The organism is Micromonospora sp. NPDC049230 (assembly GCF_040647875.1).
GTDB lineage: Bacteria > Actinomycetota > Actinomycetes > Mycobacteriales > Micromonosporaceae > Micromonospora.
Genome location: NZ_JBEZCZ010000003.1, coordinates 135,227 through 160,679, shown reverse-complemented (window position 1 = coordinate 160,679; position 25,453 = coordinate 135,227). Strand labels below are relative to the sequence as shown.

Sequence of the window (25,453 nt, the reverse complement as noted above, 5' to 3'; positions counted from 1 at the left end):
CAGGTCATGAGTGCCAGCGCGAAGCCCCGGCTCGCTGGCCGGCAACCCTCCTCCGCGGTGGGGTGCCCCGGGTGAAGACCAGGCACCGGCACGACGTCGGTGCAAGCGTGGCCTGGCACCCAGGTCAGCACAGACCCGGGAGACCCATGCGCATCCTCGGCACCACCCCACCGACCGACCTCGCGCGCCTGCGCGCCGGTTGGCCCGCGCCGGCACTGACCCGGCGACGGCACGTGGACATGATGCGAATGTGCAGCGCCGCCTGTCGCGGCACCACGCACTGACGCATTTCTTCTTTCCGAACCTTTCCAGCGGTACGCCCACCGGGCGCACCGTCGGCGGCGCACGTCCGTGCCCGCCGAGACGCGACCTCTTTCGGAGACACCCGTGCGACTTCTTCCTGCCCTGACCCGTGCCGCCGCCCTCGGCGCGGCCACCATCCTGGCCGCCACCGCGCTCACCGCCTGCGGCGACGACAGCTCGTCCGACGCCACCGCCAACCCGTACGGCCTGGCCCAGCCGGGCGTGCTGCGGGCCGGCACCCTGACCGACGCCCCGCCGAACGTCTTCCTCAAGGACGGCCGGTTCACCGGCTTCGACAACGACCTGCTGACCGCCGTGGCCGGCAGGCTCGGCCTCACCGTGGAGTTCGTCGGCACCGACTTCTCCGCGCTGCTCTCCCAGGTCAACAACCACAAGTTCGACGTCGGCAGTTCCTCGATCACCATTACCGAGGCGCGGAAGAAGACAGTCGACTTCGGCAACGGCTACGACTTCGGCTACTTCGGCCTGGACGTCCCGGCCGGCTCGCCGATCACCGGCTTCGACCAGCTCACCGGCAAGCGGGTCGTGGTGGTGCAGGGCACCGTGCAGGACGACTACGCCACCGGAAAACAGCTCGACCCGGTGCGGGTGCCGGACTACAACGGCGCGATCAACCAGCTCAAGGCCGGCACCGCCGACGCGTGGATCGCCCCGGCCGAGATCGGCGAGAAGTCCGCAGCCGACAGCAACGGCAAGATCACCGTGGCGGCCAAGCAGCTCAGCCCGGCACCGACCGCGTACGCCGTGGCCAAGGGTAGTGACAAGCTGCGCGAGGCGCTGAACAAGGGCCTCGACGAGGTCATCGCGGACGGCACCTGGAGCCGGTTGCAGACGCAGTACTACCCGGGCCGGCCGATCCCGGCGGACTTCACGCCGGGCAGCGGCACGGTGCCGGCACCGACCGCTTCGGGCACGCCGACCGGGCCAGCCACGGCCGCGTCGGCCGCGTCCTGAGCCGGTGACGAGCGAGCGGGGCGGTAGGAGAGGCGACCGATGGATCCGTTGAGCACCCTGTGGGAGACCTTCTTCGACGCCGACGCGATGCGCGAGGCGCTGCCCGAGATGCTGACCGTCGGGCTGCCCAACACGCTGATCCTGGCGGTCTCCGCCGCCCTGCTCGGCTCGGTCCTGGGCCTGCTGTTGGCCGTCGCCGGCCTCTCCCGCAGCCGGTGGCTGCGCTGGCCGGCGCGGGTCTACACCGACGTGTTCCGGGGGCTGCCGGCGGCGGCGACGATCCTGCTGATCGGCGTCGGGCTCGCCCCGCTGGGCATGCGGGTCTGGGGACCGGACCCCTACCCGCTGGGCATCCTGGCGCTGTCGCTCATCGCGGCCGCGTACATCGGGGAGATCTTCCGCTCCGGCATCCAGTCGGTGGAGGCCGCCCAGTTGGAGGGCGCCCGCGCCCTCGGCTTCTCCTGGGCCGACGCGATGCGGCTGGTGATCATCCCGCAGGGCATCCGGCGGGTGCTGCCGGCCTGGGTGAACCAGCTCATCGCCCTGATCAAGGACTCCAGCCTGGTCTACTTCCTCGGCCTGGTGGCCAGTCAGCGCGAGCTGTTCCGGATCGGGCAGGACTACGCGGCCACCACCGGCAACGAGTCGGCGCTGCTGCTGGCGGGGCTGTGCTACCTGGCACTGACCGTCCCGCTGACGCACGTCGTCAACTGGATCGACCGGCGGCTGCGCAACGGCCGCCCGGCAACCGCACCGTCCACCGAGGACGAGGACGACGACACCCCATCGGCGTACGCCACGACGGAAGGACACCGGCGATGACCACAGTGACGAGCTCCTCGGTCAGCCTCGACGTCCGCGATGTGCACCTCGCCTTCGGACCGAACCGGGTGCTGCGCGGCGTCGACCTCACCGTGGCACGCGGCGCGACGGCCTGCGTGATCGGCCCGTCCGGGTCGGGCAAGTCCACGCTGCTGCGCACCATCAACCGGCTGATCGAGCCGGACCGCGGCGATGTGCTGCTGGACGGGCGCAGCGTGCGGGGCGACGACCCGGACGCGCTGCGGCAGCGGGTGGGCATGGTCTTCCAGCACTTCAACCTCTTTCCGCACCTGAGCGTGCTGCGCAACGTCACCCTCGCGCTGCGCCGGCTCCGCAAGCTCGGCGCGGACGAGGCCGAGAGCATCGCGCGGGCCCAACTGGAGCTGGTGGGGTTGGCCGGCAAGGCCGACGCCCGGCCGGCGCAGCTCTCCGGTGGCCAGCAGCAGCGGGTGGCGATCGCCCGGGCGCTGGCGCTGCGGCCCGAGGTGATGCTCTTCGACGAGGCCACCTCGGCGCTCGACCCGGAGTTGGTCAAGGGCGTCCTCGCGGTGATGGCCGACCTGTCCGCCGCCGGCATGACCATGGTGGTGGTCACCCACGAGATGGGCTTCGCCCGGCAGGTCGCCGACACCGTCGCCTTCATGGACCGGGGCGTGGTGTTGGAGGCCGGCCCACCCGAGGCGATCTTCGAGCGGGCCGAGCATCCTCGGCTGCGCCGGTTCCTCGCACAGGTGCTCTGACCCGGAGATCACTCGTTGGGCCCGCGCCCCAGCAGCCGGATCTCCTCGTTGTCCAGCACGGCCTGGAGCTCCTGGAGCACCAGGTCGTCGATCTCCCGGTTGTCGCGCAGTCGGGTGACCTCGCGCCTCTTGTGGGCGAGGACCCCGAGGCGCAGCTCGCGATCCAGGCGACGTTCCTCGGCGGTGTTCCCGCCGCTCTCGTCGAGATCCTCCAGGTGCCGCTGATACTCGGCCTGCAACCGGCGTACCGAATCCTCCTGGGCGCCGACCTCGGCGGCGACCTGCGGCAGGGCGGCCAGGCCCACCGCGGTGGCCCGCCGCCGGGCGTGGCGAGCCTCGTCGACGCGTTCCGGGTCGCCGGACAGCCCCGCCCAGCGCACGACCAACGGCAGCGTGGTGCCCTGAAGCAGCATGATCAGCACGATCACCAGCGCGGTGACAAAGATGATCAGATCACGTTCGACAACCGGTCGACCGGCGACAGTCATCGTCGGGACGGCCAGGGCGGCGGCGAGCGACACCGCGCCCCGGAACCCGGACCAGCCGGCGACGGTCCCCACCCGCCAACTGGACGGACCTTGGCCGTCGTCCATCATCCGGCGACGCCGCAGCCGCGCCGACTGGGCGGTGAGGTAGATGAAGACCAGCCGGGTGGCCACGACGACCACCGTGACCACGAGAACGATCGCCAGCGCCCGCTCGGGCGAGGTGCTGGTGATGCCCCGCACCGCCCGGGGTATCTGCGTGCCGAGCAGGACGAACAGCCCGCCGTTGATCAGGAACGTGGTCAGGTCCCAGAACGCCAACGCGAGCACCCGGGACCGGGCTCGGATCACCCGTGGGCCGGCATAGGACAGCATGAGCCCGGCGACCACCACCGCCAGCACCCCGCTGGCGTGCACCGCGTCGGCGAGCAGGAAGGCGCCGAACGGTGTCAGCACACTCAGCGCGCCCTCGCGCAACGGATCGTCGAGCCGCTTGCGGATCAGCACCACGGCGGCCCCCACCAGCAGACCGGCGACCACACCGCCGACGCTGGCGCCGACGAACTCCTCGCTGACGCCCAGCACGCCCGGCTTGGCGCTCTGGCTGAGCAGACCCACAGCCACCGCGAAGACCACGAGCGCGGTGCCGTCGTTGATCAGGCTCTCCGCGTGCAGGGTGGTGAGCAGCTTGCGGGGCAGCCGTTTGGCCAGACCGGTGACCGCGGCGGCGTCGGTCGGCGCGAGAACCGCGCCGAGCACCCAGGCGGCGGCGGGATTCACCCCGAGCGCCTGCGCCGCGAACGACACAGTGACCATGGTCAGCACCACGAGCACCACGGCGAGCAGACCGATCACCGGCAGGTTGGCCCGGATCTCCCGCAGGCTGATGGTGAGGCTCTCCCGGTACAGGATCGCCGGCAGGAAGATCAGCAGCACCAGGTCCGGTTCGAGAGTCACCTCGGACAGCGGCGGTGTGAGCCCGAGCAACACCCCGAACGCGATGAGCAGGACCGGCGGGGCGACCCGGTACCGACCGCCCAGGGTGGTGCCGATCAGGACGGTGGCGCCCAGCACCACGATCAGGATGAGCACCTGCACGCGTACCCCCTCGATCGTCGGCGCGACGGCGCACGCGCCGCTTGTTACATCTGACCGCACCCCGATTGCCGGTTTCCCACGTTCCGACAAGTCGCCAGCGCCGAGCGCGGGGGCCCCCGCTCCGCGATCATGCACTTTCTGCCCCGACACAAGGGGCATACCTCCCCATCTCAACGACGGAAACCGCAAGACGTCGACCAGCGCCGCCTCGGCGGTCAAGGAGTTGTGGTGGCAACAGAACGCGCGTAAAACCTGGTTGCCGCCCGCTGGGATGATCATTCGATGGAACGGGTCAGTGGTCGCGTTGTGTCAGAACCCCTGAATGGTCACCGAGCTGGCTGCTCCAACTCGGCGCGGATCTGACCGAACACACCCTGCGGGTCGTCCGTCTTCGCGAAGCCGACGAAGGTCACCATGCCGAGCGTCTGATGATCACTCCAGACGCAGATGTCGACGGGGATGCCCGTCTTGGCCGGTGCGGTGCCGCAGCCGGCCACGCCACCCAGCGGACCCGGCTTGATCGGCGCCATGTCGGTCACCTTCGGCAGCCCGGCGAAGGTCTCGTGCAGCGCCGCGGTCGGGTCGGTGATCGTGCCGGACACCGCGCTGATCAGGATGACCCGCTGGTCGTCGCCGGGAATGTGGAGCCCGCGCTCGGGGGAGTACACCTCTTTGGCCTGCACGTAGGCGGTGCCCATCGCGCTCGTGGGTTCGGCGCTGAGCAGCTTCTTGAAGGTGCCCATGTCCTGCTCGGCACGGTCATGGAAACCCCGATCCACGGACTCGGTCCAGGTGCCCAGAAGCTTGTCCGGCTTCTCGATGCGCATCGTCGTCGTGACGGTGGACGATGACGGCGCGGTCGTGGCCGGCGCGGGGGTGTCGGCCTGCCCCGCACACCCGGTCGTGCCCACCAGGATCGCCGACGTCAGCGCACCGATGATTGCTGTGGCAGCCGGCTTCGCGCGTGTCATGAGTTCCGTCCCCGTGTCGTGTTTCGCGGGTAAGGTATCCCACCCGGGGCAGGCGTACACGTGGCGCTCAGGTGAGGTCGTCGACGGCGAGCGCGCGGGCGGTACGGCGGTGCGCGGCGGCTTCCTCGTCGCGGCCCAGAGCGGCGGCCAGGTCGGCGAGGTGCCCGGCCACCGGACCGGCGGTGACCAGCCCACTGCCGGCGGCCAGCTCGTCGGCGGCCGGGCGGAGCGTGGCGAAAACGCGTTCCATGGTGGGCCGGTCCTCGACGGCGAGCGCCGCCCGAGCGGTGAGGCAGAGCCGCACCTCCCGCAGCAGGTCGTGCGGCCCGTCCGGGAGGGCCCGCAGCGCCTCAAGGGTGGCAGCCCGGTCGCCGGCTGCGGCGAGCAGCAGTGGCCGGACCCAGGGCTCGTGCGGGCCCCAGTCCAGCCGCGCCCAGTCCTCGTCGTCCGGCCCGGGAATCGGGCGCTGACGCCCGAGGGCCGGCGGGGCGTCGCTGGCGGCGTCGGCCAGTCGCAGACCGAGCAGGGCGAGCGGCAGCAGCCCCGGGGCCAGGCCCGGCATGGCGTCGGCGGGCAGGCGTTGCGCGGCGGCCCGGTACGCGGTCACCGCGGCGGCCCGCTCGCCGCTCAGCGCCAGGCGCAGCGCGGCGTACCAGCTGGTGAAGACCCCGACCAGCGGCAGTTCGTAGCGCTGCGCGAGACGGTCGGCGGCGCGGCCGTGCGCGTCCGCGCCGGCCCGGTCGGCTCGTGCGCAGCAGGCCTGGACCAGGACAAGGTGACCCAGCACCTCGAAGGTCACCAACTGCCGCGGGGTGGCCAGGTCGACAAGCTCCGCGCCGATCCGGGCCCGCTCGTCGGCCAGTCCGACGCTGTGGAAGGTGTGCATGAAACGCGCGTTGAGCGCGAACGCCAGCAGCCCGGGGTCCGCGACGGTCCGGGCGATCCGCTCGGCCTCGGCGGCGGCCCGGCGGCCACGGTCGCCGGTGCTGCCCCGCAGCTCCAGCGCGAGCGTGCTCAGCAGCCGGCTGCGTTGCGCCGAGCCGGTCGGGCCGAGACCGGTCAGGGCTCGCTCGGCAAGGTGCACGATCCGCTCGGAGAGCGCGTCGTCGTCGTTGCGGGTCCAGATGGCGGGCACGTCGAAACCGGCAAGCACCTCCGCGGTCAGCCGGGGGTCACCGACCGCCTCGGCGTCGGTGATCGCGGCGGCGCGGTACCGCCGTGCCTCAGCCAGCCGGCCCGTCACCGCCAGCCCGCGCCCGAGGCCGAGCACCGCGCCGACCCGCTCGCGCCGCTCGTTCTGCCCGGCCCGGTCGTACGCGTCGACGACCTGGGCCCACAACCGGGCCGCCTCGTGCGGGTTGCCGGTCCGTTCGGCCTGTTCGGCGGCGGTACGGGCGTAGCCGGCGGCGCGGTGGGCGGCCTCCTGCCCTCCGGCGTGCAGCAGGTGGTGGGCGAGGGCGGCGGGGTCGACAGGCTGCTGCCGTCGCATCGCCTCGGCCACGGCGCTGTGCCAGGCCGCGCGACGCGACGCGGACAGGTCGGCGTAGAGCGTGTCGCGGACCAGGAGGTGGGTGAACCGCAGTCGCCCCTCGGGCTCCTGCTCGGTCAGGAACCCGGCCTGCAACCCGCGGTCCACGGCGTCCAGCAGTGCCGCCGGATCGCCGGCCAGCGCACCGAGCACCTCGGGGTCCAGGTCCCGGCCGAGCACCGCCGCCTGCCGCAGGACGGTACGGGTCGGGGCGGGCAACTGTGCGAGGCGGTGCCGGATCACGTCGCGCACCCCCGGTGGCACCGCCGCCAGCGCCGCCTGCCCCGCACTCGCGGACAACTGGGCCAACTCCCGGACGAAGAACGGGTTGCCGCCGCTGCGATGGTGGATCAGTCGGACGGTGGGCGGGTCCAGCTCCGACCCCGCGACCGCACTGGCCAACTCGCCGGTCGCCTCGGCGGACAGCCCGCCGAGGTATTCCCGCACCGGTTCGAGGCCGGCCACGCGGGCCAGCGTGGCGGTCAGCTCCGGGCTGATCTCGGTGGCCCGGTAGCTGCCGAGGACCAGCACCGGGCCGGTGGCCGGCTGCGGGCCGGCGAGCAGGCCGGTGAGCAGGTCCAACGTGTCGCCGTCGGCGCGGTGCAGGTCGTCCAGGACCAGCAGCAGGGGGCCCCGGTCGGCGACGGCGGAGACCAGCGCCGCCACCGCGCGGTGCCGACGGAACCGGGCCACGGCGGGATCACGCGGCCCATCGGTGACCGCCTGCCCGCCGCCCACCGGCCCGCCCAGCCCGCCGCCCACCGGCCCGGCCGGCGCGGTGAGCGCGTCGGTGATCTGCGTCCAGGGCCAGGCGGCCGGGGCGCCGTCGTACTCGGGGCTGCGACCCCAGGCCGTGCTCCAGCCCTCGGCGGCGAGCTGTCGGCTCAGCTTCTCGGCCAGTGCGGACTTGCCGGCGCCCGGGTCCCCGCTGAGCAGGGCGAGCGTTGGGCGACCCGCTCGGGTGGCGGCCTCGGCGGCGTGCCGCAGCCGCGCCAACTCCGCGTCCCGCCCGACGAACGGCCGCCCCGGCGGCGATTCCGACCCGCCACCGCGAACGGGCCCGGCCGCGACGGCCACCGCGGGGATGGGGGTGAGGTGTGCCGCCTGGGCCAGGATGTCGGCCTCCAGTCGGCGCAGCTCGGGCCCCGGGTCCACCCCCAGCGCGGACACCACGGCGTCGCGGGCTTCCCGCAGCGCGGCCAGCGCGTCGCCCTGCCGGCCGGCGCGGTAGCGGGCCAACGCGAGCAGCCGCCAGGCGTCCTCCCGCAGTGGATGGTCGGCGAGGTGGGCGGGCAGCTCGGCGGCGGCCTCGTCCGGCCGACCCAGGGCGAGCAGCGCCTCGGCCCGCCGTTCGACGGCGAGCATCCGCAGCTCGTCCAGCCGGTTGATCTCCGCGACGGCCCAGAGGGCGTCCGCGCAGTCCGCGTACGCGGGTCCGCGCCAGAGTCCGAGCGCCGTGTCCAGCGCGGTCAGGGCCGGTGCGGGCAGCTCGGCGGCCAGCAGTCGTCCCGCCTCGCCGACGACCGCCTCGAAGCGTCCGGCGTCCACCGCGTCCGGGGCGGTCCGCAGCGCGTACCCCGGGGGTTCGGTGACCAGGAGGCGGGGTGGTTGCCGGGGCGGCCGGTCGGGCTCCAGCGCCCGGCGCAGGTCGGCGACGAAGGTGCGGATCGCGCCCACCGCGCCGTCCGACGGGGCCTCCCACAGGTCGTCGACGAGGCGGTCCACCGGCACCACCCGCCCGTGGGCGATCAACAGCCGGGCCAGCACCAGGCGCTGCCGGTGCCCCCGCAGCGCGACCGGGGTGCCCTCGGTGGCGGCCGTCACCGGCCCGAGGACGCCGAACGTCACCCCCACCGGTGGCGTTCGTTGCCTGGTCATGCCACCAATCTAGGCGGCGGTGCCGGCCGGCACTGATGCGGCGCTGACCGTCTGCTGATCACCACCGGGCAGGCTCGACACCGTACGACGGCGACGGGCCACCGCCCCAGCCGGCCCTGCTCGCCAGGAGGGTTCCCGGTGGAGCCGAGGATCAACGGATTCGACTACCAGCGCGTCACCGTCGCCGACGGTGTGACGCTCACCGCCGCAGTGGGCGGCTCCGGACCACCGATCGTGCTGTTGCACGGCTTCCCGCAGACCCACCTCACGTGGCGGCACGTCGCCGCCGACCTGGCCGCCGACCACCCGGCGGCGATCAGCCACCTCGCCCTGCTCGACGTGCTGCCCACACTGGACATGTGGGACGTGCTGCACGGCCTCAACGCCGCTGTCGCCTTCCACCTGTACCTGATGGCGCAGCCGCCCGGCCTGCCCGAGGAACTGATCGGCGGCAGCCCGGACGCGTTCTTCGGCCACTTCCTGGACGTCTGGACCCGCGACCCGGGGGCGCTGCCGGCCGAGGTGCGCGCCACCTACCTGCGCGCGTCCCGCGACGCGGTCACCTCGATCGTCGCCGACTACCGGGCGTCCGCCGGGATCGACGTCACCCACGACACCGCCGACCGGGCAGCGGGCAACAAGCTGCGGATGCCGGTGACAGTGCTCCAGCAGGACTGGGGTGCGGCGCGCGGCTACGACGCGGCCGGGGTGTGGCGGGCCTGGGCCCCGGACCTCGACCACCAGACGGCGACCTGCGGGCACTTCATGGCGGAGGAGGCCCCCGCGACAGTGGTCGGGGCGCTGCGCGCCCTGCTTCAGCGGTGACCGGCCGCCGCTTGGCCGAGGACCGGTGACGGGTCGTCTCACCCGCCGTCCGGGGGGCGCAGCCGGTCGGCGAGTTCCCGCAGCGCCGCCCGGAACTCGGGCTCCGACTCGTCCGGGTGGTGCCCGCGTACCGGGGGCGGTCGACGCTCCCCCGGTGCCGGCAGCAGGCCGCGCGGATCCCGCAGCCGCCGGTCGACCCCGCTGGCCGGGTCGGCCGCGTCCGGCGGCGGATCACCGGGCCGGTGCGCGGCGAAGATCCAACCACCGACCGGGTCCGTGTCCCGCCACAGGTTGAGCCACCGCCACCCGACCCGCTCCCCCACCTCGCGCAGCACCTCCCGATTGAGGTACGCCGGAAAGAGCCGGGCGTAGAGGCGGTCCAGCGGGGAGCCGTAGGTGAGCAGCGCGACCCGTCGACGGGTGTGCGGAGGCAGCCGCAGCACCGCGAGGGCCAGCAACGCCGAGCCGTGGCTGTGCCCGCACAGCACCACACCGGCGTGCCGCTCGGCCAGCTGGGTGATCCGGTCGGCCAACTCCGGCACCGCGCGGTCGGCGTAGCTCGGCGGGGCGAACGGGTGCGCCGCGCGGGGCCAGAAGGTGCCCAGGTCCCACAGGATCCCGACGTGCCGGCGGAACCACGCCGTCCGGTACGCGAACACACCACCCGAGAGCAGGACCAGGACCACGGCGGCGACGATGTAGGTGCCCCCCGCGAGCGCCATCCCGACGAACCCGGCCGGCAGCCCGAGGAACCGCCACGTCAGGTCCTCCGGTCCGCGATCGGTCCCCCCGAGCAGGCTCGTGGCCAGCCCGATCACCGCAAGCGCCGCGTACGCGGTGGCCAGCACGCCCAGCCACTCGGTGAACCGGGCACGGGCGACGGCCTTCGTGGCGAGCCGCAGCCGCCCGGTCGCCTCCGGCGGCACGACGGGAAAGTCGCGGGCGGTGATGTCCGCCGCCGCACGGCACCGGCGACGCCGCGACCGGAGGGTGATCGCGGCGCACGCCAGCACCGCCGCGACGACGTGCAGGAACACCGCGAGGATCGTCCAGCGGTACGGCAGCGGCGGCCCGCCGTCACCGCGGAAGCCGCCGAGCAGATCCCCCGCCTGGTAGACGAGCCCGGCGGAGAACGCACCGGCCAGACCGACGGCGATGGCCGCGAGAACAGTCGCACCCAGCCCCCGCGGCAGCGCCGACCGGGCCGCTCCCCGCGGCAGCGCCGACCGGGCCGCTCCCCGCGGCAGCGCCGACCGGGCCGTGGCGCGACCGTGGCGCCACAGCACCAGCCCGCAGAGCAGCACCAGCAGTGCCATCTGGCCGAGCAGCGCCCCGCCCGCGATCGCACCGTAGCCGGGGAGCCCGGCCGGCGACGGCCAACCCCGCCCGTCGCTCGCGACGGCGACGAGGGTCGCCACGCTCAGACCGACCGCCACCACGCCCACCGCGCGGGCGAGCCAGGTCGACATCCCCGCGGTCGACGCACTGTCGATCAGGCCGGGCGCGGCGAGCAGAGCGACGCAGACCAGCAGGACCGCCGCACTGAGCGCCCACAGCAGCGTCGTCGCGGGCGTCGCGCCGCCGGCGCGACGGGCGGTGAGCAACAGCAGATCGAGGACGGCGAAGGCGGCGGCGACGTGGATCGCCCGTAGCCGCGCCACCAGCGGCTCCACCGCCCACAGTGGGTTGCCGGCCGGGCGGGACCGGCGGGTCCCGAGCAGCCGCAGGAGCACGATCGCGGCGATCGGCAGCAGCGTCAGCACGGCCAACCGCTGCCCCACGGGCCCATCGTCGAGCCCGGCCAGAGTGTCGAAGGGTGCACGGCAACGGGCCGCACCGAGACACCGCCAGGCGAGCAGGTCGAGGGCGACCCCGGCGATGGACACCACGTACAGGACTGTGAGGTTGAGCGCGAGGAGCCGGCACAGGATGGTGACCCCGGCGGCGCGGCGGCCGGCGGGCCGCATCCACACCGCCAGGTTGCTGAGCATGAACGGCAGCAGGAAGACCATGGACAGTGTCCGGGCCACGGTGCCCGAGGGCAGGTCGGCCCAGCGGTACGCCTCGAGCGTCAACCCGTCCGGGTCGGTGTCGTCCGCCCCGGCTCGGCGGTGGAATCCCCCGCTGTCGTCGCCCGCGACCTGCCGCCCTCTCGCCTCGTGCAGGACGGCTGCGGGTTGTGCCCCCGACACGCCGTGCACCCGCAACTCGACAACGTCAGCGCGGCGCGGGTGGTCGCCGTGCTGCGGTGGCCTGCCCGGCATCGGGGCGGCTACCCGTGCCGTCGCTGGTCGGGCGCGTCGGTCGCGCCGCCCGGTCGGGTAGCCCGCCACACGCCGGGCATCCCGTCGACCACGACGATCAACAGCAACACCCCGGCGACGACGGCGCTGTTGGCCAGTTGCGGAAGCTTCATGGTCGCCGACCCGAGCAGGATGATGGCCGGCACGCCGACCAGGCGCGCCCAGGGCACACTGGCGTCGACCACCGCCGAGAGCAGGATCCGGGCGGTCAGGAACAGCGCCGGGCCGATGACGCCCACGGCCAGGTGTCCCGTGTCGCGGTAGTCCGGATCCTCGATCGTCAGCTCCATCGCGACGCTTGTGGCCAGGACCCCGGCGATCATGACGACGTGCAGGTAGCCGGCCAGGAGCGCCAGTTTGCTGCCGGGCGGGCCGGCCGCCACGATGCTGGCGCCCAGTCGCGTGCCCGCCGGCACCAGGTAGAGCCGGGCGAGGGCCACCGCCGTCACGAACGCCAGGGCGAAGGCCACGGTGCTCCCCCGGTTCATCCCGGAGCCGCTGTAGGCGATGCCGGAGAACAGGATCAACTCGCCCAGCGCGATGATGAAGATCTGTTGGTAGCGCTCGGAGAGGTGCTCACCGTTCACCTGAAGGTCCGGCCAGGAGCTGCGCCCGAGCCACGGGAACGGCCAGCGCAGCCGGGCGAGGGAATATTCCAGCACCAGGGCGAGCGCCCAGAGCGCCTCCCGGGCCGGGGCGACGAGCGCACCGACCACCCACAGCACGCCGGAGATCGCGAACCAGATCGCCACCCGCAGGCTGCGCAGTTGCAGCGGGTGCCCGCGCAGCGCCGGGATCAGCAGCACGCCTCGACCGAGGTGGATGGCCACGTAGGCGCCGGCGAACAAGCCGGCGTGCGAGTCGAACGCGGTGGGCACGGCGGCGGCCATCAGCAGGCCGCCGAACATCACCCAGAGCAGGAGTACGACTATCAGCGGGGCGCGCGGGTCGAACCAGTCCGCCGACCAGGCGGTCACGAACCACACCCACCACAGCGCCGCCAGCAGCACCAGCACCTGGAAGCCGCCGGTGATGCTGGTGTCGTCGACCAGTGCCCGGGACAGCCGGGTCAGCGCGAAGATGAAGGCCAGGTCGAAGAAGAGCTCCAGGAAAGACGTCCGACGGGGGTTCTCCCGCTTCTGGAGCAGCCGCTCGGGGAGCCAGCTCGCCATCGCCCCCCTCTCTCGACATCACCTGCCGTCACAGTCGTACCACCCGGAGGGCCGGGCTCGGGCCGGTTCCGCCAGGCCCGCCGGCTTCGACAGGCGAGCGGGTGCCTGTTCTTCCCGGTGGCGGCAGGATCGGGAGGGCGGCCGGTGGGTCGCTCCTACGATGGGCTGGTGAGCACTGCCGGTCCGCTCGGCGAGTACCTGCGGGCCCGGCGCGAGCTGATCGGGCCGGGCGACGTCGGGCTGCCCGCGCACGGCCGTCGGCGGGTGCCCGGCCTGCGGCGCGAGGAGGCCGCCCTGCTCGCCGGCATCAGCGCCGACTACTACCTGCGGTTGGAGCAGGGACGGGACCGGCACCCGTCGACACAGGTCATCGAGGCCCTGGCCCGCGCGCTGCTGCTGGACGCGGAGGCGACGGCACACCTGCACCGGCTGGCCCGGCCGGTGCCGGCCCGCCGTGCGGCACGGCCGACGGAGCGGGTGCCGGTGGGCATCCGGCAGCTTGTCGACTCGTGGGCCGAGACGCCCGCCTTCGTCCACGGTCGGCACCTGGACGTGCTCTTCGCCAACTCCGCCGCGACCGCGTTGGCACCGATCTTCACGGCCGGGGTGAACCTGCTGCGCGCGGTCTTCCTGGACCCGGGCGTGCCGGCGCTCTACCCGGCCCTGACGGCGGTGGCGGCAAACGCGGTGGCCGGCCTACGCGCGCAGGTGGGCGCCGAGGTGGACGACCCGCGCCTCACCGAGTTGGTCGAGGAGCTGGCGACTGGCAGTGAGCGGTTCCGGCGGTTGTGGGCCCGGCACGACGTCACCGCCCGCGCGGGCGGTGGACTGCGGACGTTCCACCATCCCCGGGTGGGCGAGGTGGAGCTGCGCTACGAGAAGCTCACGATCAACGGCACGACCCAGTCGCTCGTCGTCTACCACGCCGAGCCGGGCAGCCCGTCGGCGCGCGCACTGGCCCGGCTGACACGCGGCGGACGCCAGCTCAACCAGGCTGGCTAGCGGTGGCACGTTCGGCGACCACCACCGAGATCCCGTCGAGCACGCGTTGCAGGCCGAACTCGAAGGCGTACTCCGGGCCGTAGGCGGCACCGTGCTGCTGGCCGGCCGCCGTGCCGACCCGGGAGGCGGTCGGGTAGGCACCGGGCGTCAGGAACGTCTCCAGCCAGGGCGCGTGCGACTGCCACCACTGGCCTTCGGTCATGCCGGTCTCCCGCTCCAGGTCGACAACCTCGGACGCGGCGCGGGCGGAACTCTTCACGTGCCCGAGGACGAGCGTGAGCACCGCGTCCATCTCCACGTCGGTGAGCCCGAGGCCGGCGACCGCGCCCAACTCGTGGTCGTACTTGGCCAGCAGGTGCGGGCCGAGCACGGGTCGGGTCGTCTCGGCCCGGAGCATCCACGGGTGCCGCTGGTAGAGCGCGAGGTTGTCGCGGGCGATCCGCTCCAGCCGGGCCCGCCAGTCGCCCTCCAGGGCGGGGCGCGGCATCTCGCCGTACGCGGTGTCGATCATGACGGCGACGAGTTCGGCCTTGCCTGGCACGTAGGTGTAGACCGACATCGTGCCGACACCCAACGCCTCGCCGACCCGGCGCATGGTCAGCGCGTCGAGGCCCTCGGCGTCGGCGACGTCGATCGCGGCCCGCACGATCCGGTCGACGCTGAGGCCCGGCCCGGCGCTGCGGCTGGTCGGCTCCCGGGTGCGCCACAGGATGGCCAGGCTGCGGGCCGGGTCCGCGGTCGCCTTGCGCTCACTCGCCATGGTGCGGCCATCCTAACAACGTGGGCGTACGGCGTACGTCGCCCGCCGGCCCGTGCTGTCAGACCTCTTCGCGATCGTCGGACAACGTCGGGCCGGCGGCGGCGGGCACCAGGTGGCGTACCTCCGGTTCCGCGTCGGTCAGCTCCCGGGCCCGCTGCTCGGCCGCGCGGTCCTCGCCCGTCAACCGGCCGCCGTGCTGGCGCAGGTGCTCGTCCCACGACGGCACCAGGTACACCTCGACGAACCGGTCCGTCGTCTCGGCCGGCCGGAACAGCCCCCAGCGCATCGCGCCGGTCCGCTGCCGTGCCCCGCGCACCAGGTCCATCGCCGCCAGGAACGACCGGGTCCGCTCCGGCCGAACTGTGTACTGCACCATGACCAGCACCGGCCCCACCCACGGGTCCGGCTCGTGGGCCAGGTGCAGTTCCGGCCAGTACGCCGCCGGCTCGCGGTTCACCGACCGCAGGTTCGGCAACGGCCAGATCCGACTCGTCGCGGTGCCGACGAGCATCAGCGCCGCCGCCGCGAGATAGGCGAGGACCAGCCCGGCCATCTCGGCCACCAACCCCCAGGCCAGCGCGCCGGCCGCCTGCCCGCCGGCGAAACACACCTGGTAGACGGCCAGGCCCCGGGCCCGCACCCAACTGGGCAGGAAGAGCTGCATCTCGGCGTTGACGTTGGCCAGCACCGTCACCCAGGCCATCCCGGCGGGCAACAGGGCGAGAAGCACCAGGGGTACGACCCGCACGGTGCCGACCACCGTCAACGCCACTGTGAACAGCGCCCCGGCGATCAGCAGGAGCTGGTTGGCCGACAGCCGGCTGCGGATCACGGCCAGCAGCACACCGCCGGCGATGGCACCAACGCCGAGGGCGGCCAGCAGCAGCCCGTACCCGCCGGAGCCCAGCCCCAGCCGCCGGGCGGCCACCAGCGGCAGCAACGCCCACAGCGCGCTCGCCGGGACCACGAAGACAAGCGCCCGGCGCAACAGCCGGCGGACGGTCGGCGAGTGGCGTACGTAGCGGCTGCCGGCGCGCAACGCGGCGGTGAACCGCTCGGGCACCTCGACCGCGCGGGCGTTGCCGGGCCGCCAGCGCCACAGCGCGTAGGTGAAGAGGGCGAACGCGACGGCGTTGAGGCCGAAGACCGGGGCGACGCCGGTGCGGGCGATCAGCACGCCGGCCACCGCCGGCCCGACCGCCCGGGCCACGTTCACGCTTATCGAGCCGAGCGCGGACGCCGACCGTAACTGGTCGGGCGGCACCAGCTCCGGGATCACCGCCGCCCAGGCCGGCAGGGTGAGCGCCTGCCCGACCCCGAACGCGAAGGTGAGGGTGAGCAGCAGCGCCGGCGGCATCCGGTTGGTCTGGGTGAGCAGCGTCAACGCCACCGCCACCGCGACCAGGAACAACTGCACGGCGATCAGCAGGCGCCGGCGGTCGAAGTTGTCGGCCAACACCCCGGCGGGCAACGCCAACAGCAGCACCGGCAGCAGGCTCGCGGTCTGGACCAGCGCGACAAGGGTGGAGGCGTTGGAGTGGTGGATCAGCAGCCACTGCGCACCGACAGTCTGCATCCAGGTGCCGATGTTGGCGACGAGCAGGGCCAGCCACAGGTTGCGGTAGACCGCCGTCCGCAGCGGCGCCCACGCCGAGGCGGGACGGTCGTCGGGTCCGCCGGCGGCCGTCACCACCGCCCGTCCGCGCGCAGCACGCGCTCACCGGAGACGTAGAGGTCGTCGGGTTCGAGCAGCAGGAGCCGGACGACCTCGGCGGCGACCTGGTCCGGCAGGGCGTACACCTCGTCCAGGAACTCGGCGCCCACCCGTTCCTGCAACCGCGTCGGCATCGGCCCTGGATGCAACTGCATCACCTTGATCCGGTTGCTGTGCTGGGCCTCGGCCAACGAGTCGACAAGGCTGTTGCCGTAGCTCTTGGTGGCCCGGTAGACCGGGATGCCCGGTCGGGGGGCCGCCAGCGCCAGCGCGCCGATGTACACCACGTTGCCGTGGCCCTGCCGGTGCAGGTGCCCGACCACCTCCCGCAGCAGGTACGTGAGGCCCAGAACGTTGACTTCCACGGCCCGGCGGATGTGCTCCACCGACAGGTCCGCCAGCTCACCGCCCGCCCACATCGAGGCGCAGGCCGCCACCCCGTCGATCGTGCCGTGGCGCCGCACCACCTCGGCGAAGCCCGCCCGGACCTGCTCGTAGGCGGAGATGTCGCAGACCGCCCCGTCGCACCCCAGCTCGTCGGCCGTGGCCGCGACCTCGGCCGGCTCGTCGCCGAACACCACGACCTGGTGCTCGTCGACCAACTGCCGGGCCACCGCGAAGCCGAGCCCGCTGGTACCGCCGACCACCACGAACGTTCTGGCACCCATGTCACTCCAGCCGCCGCCCGGACAGGTCACGCGCGCCGCGTTCTTCCCGTTTCCGGACCCCGTACACCCGTTCGGTCGGTAGTGCTGGACCTACCCCGGAAAGTGGATCTGGACGGCTGGGGTGCCCGGTCGTCCCCGATTAGCGTCTGCGGCATGACCCCGAAATCCCCTACTCGGCTCGCCGAGGCGCTGCGTCGCCGCGACTGGCTGATCTCCGCCTGGCCCTGGCGGGCACTTGTCTACCTGATCAGCACCGTGCCGATCGCGGGCCTGCTCGCCGTCGGGCTGCTCATCATCGGCGCACCGCTGCTGGCCGCCGCCAACGGGTTGCTGCTGGACGGTCGGCCTCCCGGCGTCGCGCTCCTGCTGTTCCTGGCGGTCAGCAGCCTCAGCCTGCTGGCGTTGGCGCCGATCGTGAGCTTCCCGGTGGCCGTCATCGAGCGGTGGCGGCTCCGGCTCGTGGACAACCGTCAGCTGCCCGCGCCGCGGTGGCCGGGTCTGGTCGCCCGCTACCGCAGCGCCGGGGCCTGGCGGGAGGTGGCCTACCTGTTCTGCCTGGGCGGACTGGTTCCGGTGGTGTACTGGGTGTTCCTGCTGCTGGTGCTGCTCGACCTCGGGATGATCACCAGTCCGTGGCTGGCCGGCGACGCCGAGCCGGTCGTCGTCTGGCAGCCGATCGAGTCCACCGGCGAAGCCATCCCGTACGCCATCGTGGCAGTGCTGCTCCTGCCGGTCCTCTGCTACGCGGCCGGTCTGGTCGCCGCCGCCCAGGCGGAGGTGACCCGGTGGGCACTGGCTCGGCCGGTCGACGCGGCGGCGCTGCGTGAGGTCGCCCGTTCGCGCACCCGGCTGGTCGGCGCGTACGAGGCGGAACGACGCCGGATCGAACGGGACCTGCACGACGGCGCACAACCACGACTGACAAGCCTCACCCTCCAGCTGGGCCTCGCCCAGTTGGACGTACCAGAGGACTCCCCCGCCGCCCGACCCCTCGCCGTGGCCCACGACCAGGCGCGGGGCCTGATGGTGATGTTGCGGCAGTTGGTGCACGGCATCCGCCCGCAGAGCCTCACCGACCTCGGTCTGGCCGGTGCCGCAAGCGAACTGGCCGACGTCGCCACCATCCCGGTCACCGTGCACGCCGACCTGCCTGGCGAGTTGCCGGAGATCGTGGAGACGACCGCCTACTTCGTGGTGTCCGAGGCACTGGGCAACGTCGCCCGACACGCCCGGGCGACCCACGCCGAGGTGCGCCTCACCCGGGCCGGCGGGGACCTCGTCGTCGAGGTGTCCGACAACGGGCGGGGCGGTGCCGACCCCACCCGGGGCACCGGCCTGACCGGTCTGGCCGACCGGGTCGCCGCCGTGGACGGCCGGCTGCTGCTGTCCAGCCCGCCCGGCGGGCCTACCCTGGTCCGGGTGGAGCTGCCGTGCCGTCGCTGACCCGGGTGGTGCTCGCGGAGGACGAGGTGCTGCTGCGCGAGGGCCTGGTCGCGTTGCTGACCCGCTTCGAGTTCACCGTGTGCGCCGCCGTCGGCTCCGCACCCGAGCTGCTGGCCGCGGCCCGCGAGCACACACCGGACCTGGTGCTTACCGACATCCGGATGCCGCCGGGCCGCCGCGACGACGGGCTCCGCGCGGCAGTCGCGTTACGCGCCGAGCGGCCCCACCTGCCGGTGGTGGTGCTCAGCCAGTACGTGCAGACCGGGTACGCGGCGGCGCTGCTGGACAGCGGCGACGGTCAGCGCGTCGGCTACCTGCTCAAGGACCGGGTGGCCGAGGTCACCGAGTTCGTCGACACGCTGCGCCGGGTCACGGCGGGCGGCACCGCCATCGACCCGGACGTGGTGCGGCAACTGCTGCACCGCCCGCGTGATCCGCTCGCCGCGCTCTCCGCCCGTGAACGCGAGGTGCTGGCGCTGCTGGCCGAGGGCCGCTCGAACGCCTCGATCGCCGGCCGACTGCACGTCACCGAGGCGGCGATCGGCAAGCACGTCGGCAACATCCTGCTGAAGCTCGACCTGCCACCCAGCGACGACACCAACCGCCGGGTGCTCGCGGTGCTCACCTACCTGCGCAGCGACCCGGTGGGCTGACCGGCGCCGGGCTGAGATCGGGGCGTAGATTCGGCAGGCGGTGCCGCCGCCGGCGAAGGGCGCGGGCCGGCGAGACGGGGGTAGGGCATGGCGGAGGCGCTGCGGGTCGGTCTGCTGGGGTACGGGCTGGCGGGTCGGGTGTTCCACGCGCCGCTGATCGCCGCGACCCCGGGGCTGCGGCTCGACACGATCGTGACCCGCGATCCGCAGCGGCGCGAGCAGGCCCGGCAGCACTTCCCGGCCGCCCGCCTGGTCGACGACGCCGACGAGCTGTGGCGTACGCCGGACGCCCTGGACCTGGTGGTGGTGGCGACGCCGAACCGGCAGCACGTGCCGATGGCCCGCGCGGCACTGGCCGCCGGGTTGCCGGTCGTCGTCGACAAGCCGCTCTCCCCGACCGCCGCGGAGGGTCGCGCGCTGATCGGCGAGGCGACCGAGCGCGGGGTGCCGCTGACGGTCTTCCAGAACCGGCGCTGGGATGGCGACTTCCTGACCGCCCGCCGGCTGGTGGAGCAGGGCGAGTTGGGGCGGGTGCTGCGTTTCGAGTCCCGGTTCGAGCGGTTTCGCCCGACCATCAAGCCGGGCTGGCGGGAGCTTGCCGGTCCCGAGGAGGCCGGCGGTGCCCTCTTCGACCTCGGCGCCCACCTCGTCGACCAGGCGGTGCAACTGTTCGGCCCTGTCGACCGCGTCTACGCCGAGGTGGACCGCCGCCGCGCGGGCGCGGCTGTCGACGACGACGCCTTCGTGGCGTTGACCCACGCCAACGGGGTGCACTCGCACCTGTGGATGGGCGCGGTGACCGCCCAGCTCGGGCCCCGACTGCGGGTGCTGGGCGACCGGGCCGGCTACACGACGTACGGCCTCGACGTGCAGGAGGCGGCGCTGCACGAGGGCGGCCGACCGGACCAGCCGGGTTGGGGCGAGGTCCCGCCGGAGCGCTACGGCATGCTCGGCGTCGACGGTGACCTGCGGCCGGTGCCGACCGAGCCCGGCGCGTACCAGAACTTCTACGCGCAGGTGGCGACTGCCCTGCGCGACGGCACGCCGATGCCGGTGGACCCCCGGGACTCGGTCGCCATCGTCGAGCTGATCGAGTTGGCGCACCGGTCGGCGGCCGAAGGGGCGGTGCTGCCGGTTCCGACCGCCTGACCGACACCGGCGGTGCCGTGGCCGGGCAGGCTCGTTGCTCCGGCCGTGCCGTGGCGGGGCAGGCTCGTTGCTCCGGCCGTGCCGTGGCGGGCTACGCCCGTTGCTCCGGCTCGACGACACCGGCGGGGAGAGTCGTCCGGCTCAGGCTCCGCCGCAGTGCCCAGGCGGTGGCGACGGTGGCCAGCGTGCCGCCCGCGCCGGCGATCAGCAGCGTGGTCGGGGCCGACGTGGCGTCGAGCAGCACGGCACCGCCCAGGTAGGACAGCGCGGCGGCGATTCCGATCGCGCCGTACAGGTTGCCGAAGACCCGGCCGAGCATCGCCTCGGGCACGACCCGTTGCAGCAACGTGCTGGAGGCGACGTCCATGGCCGCGATGCCCAGCCCGCGTACCGCCTGCATGACGATGGCAGCGCCGACCGCCCAGGCCAGCCCGGTCAGCAGGTTGCCGACACTGCTGATGGCGAAACCCGCGATCAGCAGCCCGGCGGTGGACGCCCGCACCCCGTACCGACCCAGCAGCAGGTAGCCGACGAACAACCCGAGCCCGACAGCGCCCAGCAGCAACCCGACGGTCGAGCCGCCAGCGTCGAAGGTCTCGGTGGCCAGCAGGACCAGGGCAACGTCGTCGACGCCGTTGAACGCCACGACGGCGCAGAACCCCAGCGCGACCACCCGGACCACCGGGGTCGACCAGAGGTAGCCCAGGCCCACCCGCGCGTCGCGCAGCAGGGAACTCCGGCCGGCCTCCTCGTCGGCGGGCGCCGACATTCTCGGCAGCGACGCCAGCAGGACCGCCGAGAGCAGGAACGACACGGCGTCGACAAGCAGCACCCCGCGTACGCCCACCAGCGGGAACAGCGCCGCCGCGAGCAGCGGACCGAGCACCTCGCCACCGTTGGTGCCGAACCCGACAGTGGAGTTGGCGGACTCCAGGTCCCGGTCGCGCACCAGGGCCGGCACCGCCGCCCGGGAGGCGGGCTGGAACACCTGCCCGGCGATCGCCCGGACCGCCACCAGGGCGAGCAGCACCGGCAACGACGGCAGCAGTACGGCGATCAGCAGCAGCACACCACCCTGGACCAACTCCGCACTGATCATGACCCGGCGCAGGTCGAATCGGTCGCTGAGCGCCCCGGTGAGCGGGCCGAGCAGTGCCGGCGCGAAGTCACCGACGAGCAGCAGCAACGCGATCGCGAACGCCCGACCGGTGCTGTCCTCCACGTGCAGCATCAAGGCGACGAGGCTCAGCGAGTCGCCCGCGTACGAGATGACCCGGGCCGACCACAGTGCCCGGAAGTCCGGGTTGTGTCGCAGCAGACGCATGCCGCCGCGGGTGGGCTCGTCGGCGCCGGTGGGACCTGTCACGTCAGCTCCGCTCATCGCGCATGCGCCCAGACGTACGCACCGTAGTGAGCCGACAACTTCGGATCAACGCGATTTCCGGCGCGGGAAGACCAGGTGGCTCGGCGCGTGCGGGGTGCTCGGCGCGCTGGGGGGGTCGCGGCGCGCTCGGCGTTCGAAAATCGGTGGAGGAGCGCCCGTTCGCGCCGTTACCGTGCTGCGGAACCAGGTCGTCTAGGCAAGGACGTGCCGTTGTACACCCTGTGAGATCCCCCGAGCGCTGATTGCGTCGCGCGTCGCGCCTGTGCGCCGCGCTCCCTCTTGCTGCGGACTTCTCACTGAAATCGGTGTACTTCTGTGCTCACACACTGGGCCGTCGTGCCCACCTGCCTGCCGCTCGTTCGCCGTCGCTGCCACGCGTGCGCGTCCGAGCGCTTCCGGCCAAGCGGTAAATTCCGCGTCAACGCCAACCACAAGCTCCTCGACGTCTGGCTCCTCGTGCTCTGTACCGCCTGTGGGGCAACGGCAAAGCTCACGCTCCTGGAGCGGGTGACCGTGCGCGCCATACGACCCGGGCTGCTGGACCGGTTGCACCACAACGATCCTGGCCTGACTGCCAAGTTGCTCCAAAACCCGTTCGTGCAGCACCGCAATCGCATCGCCCTCGACTGGGAGGGTGCCTGGCGTCTCGACACCGGCGGATCGGATCACCTGGACCGGGAGACGGTCGACGTCTCGGTCCGCTTCGCGGCGCGGATCCCGGTCCGGCCGGTGCGACTGATCGCTGAGGGTTTCGGTCTGTCGCGAGCCGAGGTCGAGAGACTGATCATGGAGGGGAAGCTCGTTTCGACAGTCCGGTTGAGCGGCAGGCTCTCCGGCGACTTCGCCTTCACGCTCAAACGCTGAGCACCCCTCCGCCGACCGTGGGCCTGCCCGACTCGATCCGTCGGGCAGGCCCACCCCATGACTTCATCCGGGCCGACCAGCGGGAGCCCCGGTGATGACGGGGCGCCGGTCGGTAGCTGCGCTCTCGCTCTCGCTCTCGCTCTCGCTCTCGGATGATCGTGCTCGATCCTGGTTGTAGTGGCCTCGCCCGCGCAGCGAGGGGCCTCTTTTTGGATCCAGCGCGATCTTGCGGGCGCGGGCGCGGGCGATTTGCCTGATTCGCGCGGGCAAGCCGGAGTCGAAAGGTCGACCCTCTGCGGAGCTGGACCGGCACTCGGCCATGATCCACTCGGTTTCATGAATATAGCGGCATCCTGGCGTCCGGGATGCCGCGTTTTCAGCAAACCCGAGTGGATCAACCTCCGGTCGCCTGGTTTCGGCAGTCGCGCACGGTCGATATGCCGGTTCTGCCGCTTTTATTCCGTTGGCAGCACGCGCCAGCGCCGGGTCGGTGGGCGGATCTTGTGCCAGCGCAGGCCGCGCCGGTCAGCATGCACGGGCCGACGCGGGCCGGTCAGCATGCACGGGCCGACGCGGGCCGGTCGGCGCGCGCGGACGCCGGCGCGTACCGGTCGATGGGCGCGGGCGGACGTCGACGAGCGCGCATCGGCTGGTGGGCGGGACGGCCCGGCAGGAAACGCCCTAGTCGTCCCGCTCGGACGGGGTGTCATCCGGTACCCGGGCGTCGTCGTCGGTCAGCGCGTCGTCCGATGAGGTGGTGATGCGGGCCAGCCGACGTTCGGCTTCCCGGACCTCCTCATCGAGCCGGGGGTTCTCCTCGTCCGGGCTCTGCGACATGGGCGACCTCCATCGGGCACGACCGGCCGACCTCCGTGTACCCGGCCTGACGGCGAGGACACAGGCCGCGTGCCCTGTTCCTCGATCACCTGGTGACGGGTAGTCGCATCCGATGCCCCGGACGGCTACTGATCAAGGAACCCGCACGGGCCGTGACCTGAACGTCATCGATGAGGTGAGGTGAGCCGAGCGCCGGGCCGGCCGGGGAGCGCACCGGGCGGGAGCCCAGGAGCGTTGCCGGCCCGGCCCGGTGCCGGATCAGCGCTGCTTCAGCTCGCGCCAGGATGGGTGGGTGCCGCGCCACGCATCGGCGAGGATGGCCGCCGAGGCCCGGCTTGGGCACTGCTGCACCCGCTCACGACCCGACGCCCCACCGATCTGGGCGCGGACCTCCCAACCCTGCCCGTCAGTACGGATATACACGTCCCGGCGTCCGCGCGGGGTCGTGTCTCCGTTCCACCAATGCTCCTCGACCTTCATTCGCCGACCGTATAGCAATTTTTGCGTCGAGGGTACGGCGCAGGTAGGCACATACCAGGGCGATAGCCGTAATTCCGGCGCATTTCGGTCCATGCGTCGACGGGGAGAGCCCGCAACGGCGGATCCACCCCACCCTGAGCGGCGGATCAGGGGGCGGCCACCTGCCGTCGAACACACCGGCCAGGATGTTCGCCAACGCGGGTGGAACGGCGCACCCCCAGCCCCGCCGGGTCGCCGGGCGCACCGGGGCCCGCGCTCAGCCCTGGGTGGTCAGCAGGTAGTCGTCGGCTTCGGGGCTCCACCGCAGGTCGACAGCTCCACCGGTGGCGGCGGCCTTGCAGAATTGCAGGAAGCTGCGGTAGCCGAGCTTCTTCTCGCTGAAGTCGGGCCGGGCCCGCCGGAGCTGGTTCTTCAAGCCGGACAGCGCCACCGGGTTGCCGCCGCTGCCCAGCTCCGCCACCACGCCACGGAGCAGACCGAACGCCACCTCCCGGTCGCCGTGCTCGGGCAGCGAGACCTCGGGGTCACCCTTCGCGGGCCCCTCGGCCAGCTCGATCACGTTGTGTTCGGCGAGGTGCCGCAGCAGTTCCCCGAAGGTGCGGAACCCGTAGTCGGACTCGCTGAACGTCGGGTCCTTGCGCAGCAGGGTGCGCTTGAGCCGGGAGGCGGTGACCTCGCCGTTGGCGCTGCCCTGCAACCCGGCCACCGTCTGGGCGACCTGGACGGCGAGTGCGTCCACGTCCCGGCCGGGCTCCTCGCCGGCGGGTCGACGGCCCACCTCCGGCTCCGGCTCCGGCTCGCGCTCCAGCTCCGTCTCGGGCGGGCGCTGGTCGGAGCTGGGCTGCCGGGTCGGACGACCACGCCGGCTGCGGGTCGGCGGGATGTCCACACCCTCCAGCCGGTCGTAGTAGAGGAACTCGTCGCACGCCGGCGGGAGCAGCGCCGACGTCGACCCCTCGACCCCGACGCCGATGACCCGCTTGTTCAACTCGCGAAGCTTGTGCACCAGCGGGGTGAAGTCACTGTCGCCGCTACAGATCACGAAGGTGGAGATGTAGTCGCGTTCGAACGCCAACTCGATCGCGTCGACAGCCATCTTGATGTCCGCGGCGTTCTTGCGGGAGGCACCCATCCGCTGCGGGATCTCGATCAGCTCGACATGGGACCGGGTGAGCATCCGGCGGTCCTCGTCGAAGTAGGACCAGTCGGCGTACGCCCGACGGACCACCACCCGACCCCGTTCGGCGAGCGCGTCGGCGATCGGGCGAAAGTCGAAGTCCGCGCCGCCACGGTGGTCGCGTGCCCCCAACGCGAGGTTCTCGTAGTCGAGGAACAGGGCGATCCGGTCTTCTTGATCCACGCGGCCCAGCGTACGCCGGCCGTGGCCGGCGCGGGCGCA

The 25,453-nt window shown here is 73.0% G+C and carries 22 protein-coding genes and 1 riboswitch; of the genes, 10 read left to right on the top strand and 12 right to left on the bottom strand.

Annotated elements, in window-relative coordinates; translation table 11 throughout:
* Positions 1–2 precede the first annotated feature (2 nt).
* Positions 3–114: riboswitch (SAM riboswitch) on the top strand.
* 32 nt (positions 115–146) lie between these two features.
* From AB0A95_RS03825 to AB0A95_RS03810, 4 genes are all read left to right on the top strand, one after another.
* On the top strand, positions 147–284 hold the full coding sequence (locus tag AB0A95_RS03825; protein WP_357554037.1) for a hypothetical protein: 138 nt from the start codon (positions 147–149) through the stop codon (positions 282–284).
* A gap of 103 nt (positions 285–387) precedes the next feature.
* Positions 388–1,278 (top strand): ABC transporter substrate-binding protein, encoded by an 891-nt coding sequence (locus tag AB0A95_RS03820; protein ID WP_357554036.1) that lies wholly within the window; start codon positions 388–390, stop codon positions 1,276–1,278.
* A 39-nt stretch (positions 1,279–1,317) separates the two neighbouring features.
* Complete coding sequence (locus tag AB0A95_RS03815) at positions 1,318–2,100, top strand: amino acid ABC transporter permease (RefSeq protein ID WP_357554035.1); 783 nt, start codon at positions 1,318–1,320, stop codon at positions 2,098–2,100.
* Positions 2,097–2,840 (top strand): amino acid ABC transporter ATP-binding protein, encoded by a 744-nt coding sequence (locus AB0A95_RS03810; RefSeq protein ID WP_357554034.1) that lies wholly within the window; start codon positions 2,097–2,099, stop codon positions 2,838–2,840. Before AB0A95_RS03815 ends, AB0A95_RS03810 begins: the two co-directional genes overlap by 4 nt.
* Before the next feature lie 8 nt (positions 2,841–2,848).
* On the opposite strand, the gene AB0A95_RS03805 is transcribed toward AB0A95_RS03810, so the two are convergent.
* From AB0A95_RS03805 to AB0A95_RS03795, 3 genes are all read right to left on the bottom strand, one after another.
* Positions 2,849–4,423: a Na+/H+ antiporter gene (locus AB0A95_RS03805; RefSeq protein WP_357554033.1), complete on the bottom strand. Its 1,575-nt coding sequence runs from the start codon at positions 4,421–4,423 to the stop codon at positions 2,849–2,851.
* A gap of 326 nt (positions 4,424–4,749) precedes the next feature.
* Positions 4,750–5,394 (bottom strand): hypothetical protein, encoded by a 645-nt coding sequence (locus AB0A95_RS03800; protein WP_357554032.1) that lies wholly within the window; start codon positions 5,392–5,394, stop codon positions 4,750–4,752.
* A gap of 67 nt (positions 5,395–5,461) precedes the next feature.
* A complete protein-coding gene (locus AB0A95_RS03795) occupies positions 5,462–8,800 on the bottom strand; it encodes a BTAD domain-containing putative transcriptional regulator (RefSeq protein WP_357554031.1) in 3,339 nt (1,112 codons plus the stop codon).
* A gap of 138 nt (positions 8,801–8,938) precedes the next feature.
* On the opposite strand from AB0A95_RS03795, the gene AB0A95_RS03790 reads away from it, so the two are divergent.
* A complete protein-coding gene (locus AB0A95_RS03790; protein WP_357554030.1) occupies positions 8,939–9,625 on the top strand; it encodes an alpha/beta hydrolase in 687 nt (228 codons plus the stop codon).
* A gap of 38 nt (positions 9,626–9,663) precedes the next feature.
* Here the strand turns inward: AB0A95_RS03790 and AB0A95_RS03785 are convergent, their stop codons facing one another.
* Entirely contained in the window at positions 9,664–11,889 is a 2,226-nt protein-coding gene (locus tag AB0A95_RS03785; protein WP_357554029.1) for a hypothetical protein, read from the bottom strand.
* A gap of 8 nt (positions 11,890–11,897) precedes the next feature.
* The gene (locus AB0A95_RS03780) at positions 11,898–13,100 is read right to left on the bottom strand and encodes a low temperature requirement protein A (protein ID WP_357554028.1); all 1,203 of its coding nucleotides are present in this window, start codon (positions 13,098–13,100) and stop codon (positions 11,898–11,900) included.
* Between the two features lie 168 nt (positions 13,101–13,268).
* On the opposite strand from AB0A95_RS03780, the gene AB0A95_RS03775 reads away from it, so the two are divergent.
* A complete protein-coding gene (locus AB0A95_RS03775; RefSeq protein ID WP_357554027.1) occupies positions 13,269–14,102 on the top strand; it encodes a helix-turn-helix domain-containing protein in 834 nt (277 codons plus the stop codon).
* Here AB0A95_RS03775 and AB0A95_RS03770 read toward each other — a convergent pair.
* The 3 genes from AB0A95_RS03770 to AB0A95_RS03760 are packed head-to-tail and all read right to left on the bottom strand — an operon-like array spanning position 14,086 to position 17,244.
* Entirely contained in the window at positions 14,086–14,862 is a 777-nt protein-coding gene (locus AB0A95_RS03770) for a TetR/AcrR family transcriptional regulator (protein WP_357554026.1), read from the bottom strand. The genes AB0A95_RS03775 and AB0A95_RS03770 overlap by 17 nt on opposite strands.
* 58 nt (positions 14,863–14,920) lie before the next feature.
* Positions 14,921–16,555 (bottom strand): MFS transporter, encoded by a 1,635-nt coding sequence (locus tag AB0A95_RS03765; RefSeq protein WP_357554025.1) that lies wholly within the window; start codon positions 16,553–16,555, stop codon positions 14,921–14,923.
* On the bottom strand, positions 16,549–17,244 hold the full coding sequence (locus AB0A95_RS03760; RefSeq protein ID WP_357554024.1) for an SDR family oxidoreductase: 696 nt from the start codon (positions 17,242–17,244) through the stop codon (positions 16,549–16,551). Before AB0A95_RS03760 ends, AB0A95_RS03765 begins: the two co-directional genes overlap by 7 nt.
* Before the next feature lie 153 nt (positions 17,245–17,397).
* On the opposite strand from AB0A95_RS03760, the gene AB0A95_RS03755 reads away from it, so the two are divergent.
* From AB0A95_RS03755 to AB0A95_RS03745, 3 genes are all read left to right on the top strand, one after another.
* The gene (locus AB0A95_RS03755) at positions 17,398–18,687 is read left to right on the top strand and encodes a histidine kinase (RefSeq protein WP_357554023.1); all 1,290 of its coding nucleotides are present in this window, start codon (positions 17,398–17,400) and stop codon (positions 18,685–18,687) included.
* The gene (locus AB0A95_RS03750) at positions 18,675–19,340 is read left to right on the top strand and encodes a response regulator transcription factor (RefSeq protein ID WP_357554022.1); all 666 of its coding nucleotides are present in this window, start codon (positions 18,675–18,677) and stop codon (positions 19,338–19,340) included. The genes AB0A95_RS03755 and AB0A95_RS03750 overlap by 13 nt, the downstream gene beginning before the upstream one ends.
* A gap of 87 nt (positions 19,341–19,427) precedes the next feature.
* The gene (locus tag AB0A95_RS03745; protein ID WP_357554021.1) at positions 19,428–20,489 is read left to right on the top strand and encodes a Gfo/Idh/MocA family oxidoreductase; all 1,062 of its coding nucleotides are present in this window, start codon (positions 19,428–19,430) and stop codon (positions 20,487–20,489) included.
* Between the two features lie 91 nt (positions 20,490–20,580).
* Here the strand turns inward: AB0A95_RS03745 and AB0A95_RS03740 are convergent, their stop codons facing one another.
* On the bottom strand, positions 20,581–21,855 hold the full coding sequence (locus AB0A95_RS03740; protein WP_357554020.1) for an MFS transporter: 1,275 nt from the start codon (positions 21,853–21,855) through the stop codon (positions 20,581–20,583).
* Between the two features lie 354 nt (positions 21,856–22,209).
* Here AB0A95_RS03740 and AB0A95_RS03735 point away from each other — a divergent pair, with 354 nt between their 5' ends.
* The gene (locus tag AB0A95_RS03735; RefSeq protein ID WP_357554019.1) at positions 22,210–22,737 is read left to right on the top strand and encodes a DUF1062 domain-containing protein; all 528 of its coding nucleotides are present in this window, start codon (positions 22,210–22,212) and stop codon (positions 22,735–22,737) included.
* Positions 22,738–23,418: 681 nt separating this feature from the next.
* On the opposite strand, the gene AB0A95_RS03730 is transcribed toward AB0A95_RS03735, so the two are convergent.
* The 3 genes from AB0A95_RS03730 to AB0A95_RS03720 form a co-directional block, all read right to left on the bottom strand.
* Positions 23,419–23,574 carry a hypothetical protein gene (locus AB0A95_RS03730; RefSeq protein ID WP_357554018.1) on the bottom strand — a complete coding sequence of 52 codons (156 nt, stop codon included), beginning with the start codon at positions 23,572–23,574 and terminating at the stop codon, positions 23,419–23,421.
* A gap of 258 nt (positions 23,575–23,832) precedes the next feature.
* Positions 23,833–24,054: a hypothetical protein gene (locus AB0A95_RS03725; RefSeq protein ID WP_030335934.1), complete on the bottom strand. Its 222-nt coding sequence runs from the start codon at positions 24,052–24,054 to the stop codon at positions 23,833–23,835.
* 256 nt (positions 24,055–24,310) lie between these two features.
* Entirely contained in the window at positions 24,311–25,414 is a 1,104-nt protein-coding gene (locus AB0A95_RS03720) for a PIN domain-containing protein (RefSeq protein WP_357554017.1), read from the bottom strand.
* Positions 25,415–25,453 lie beyond the last annotated feature (39 nt).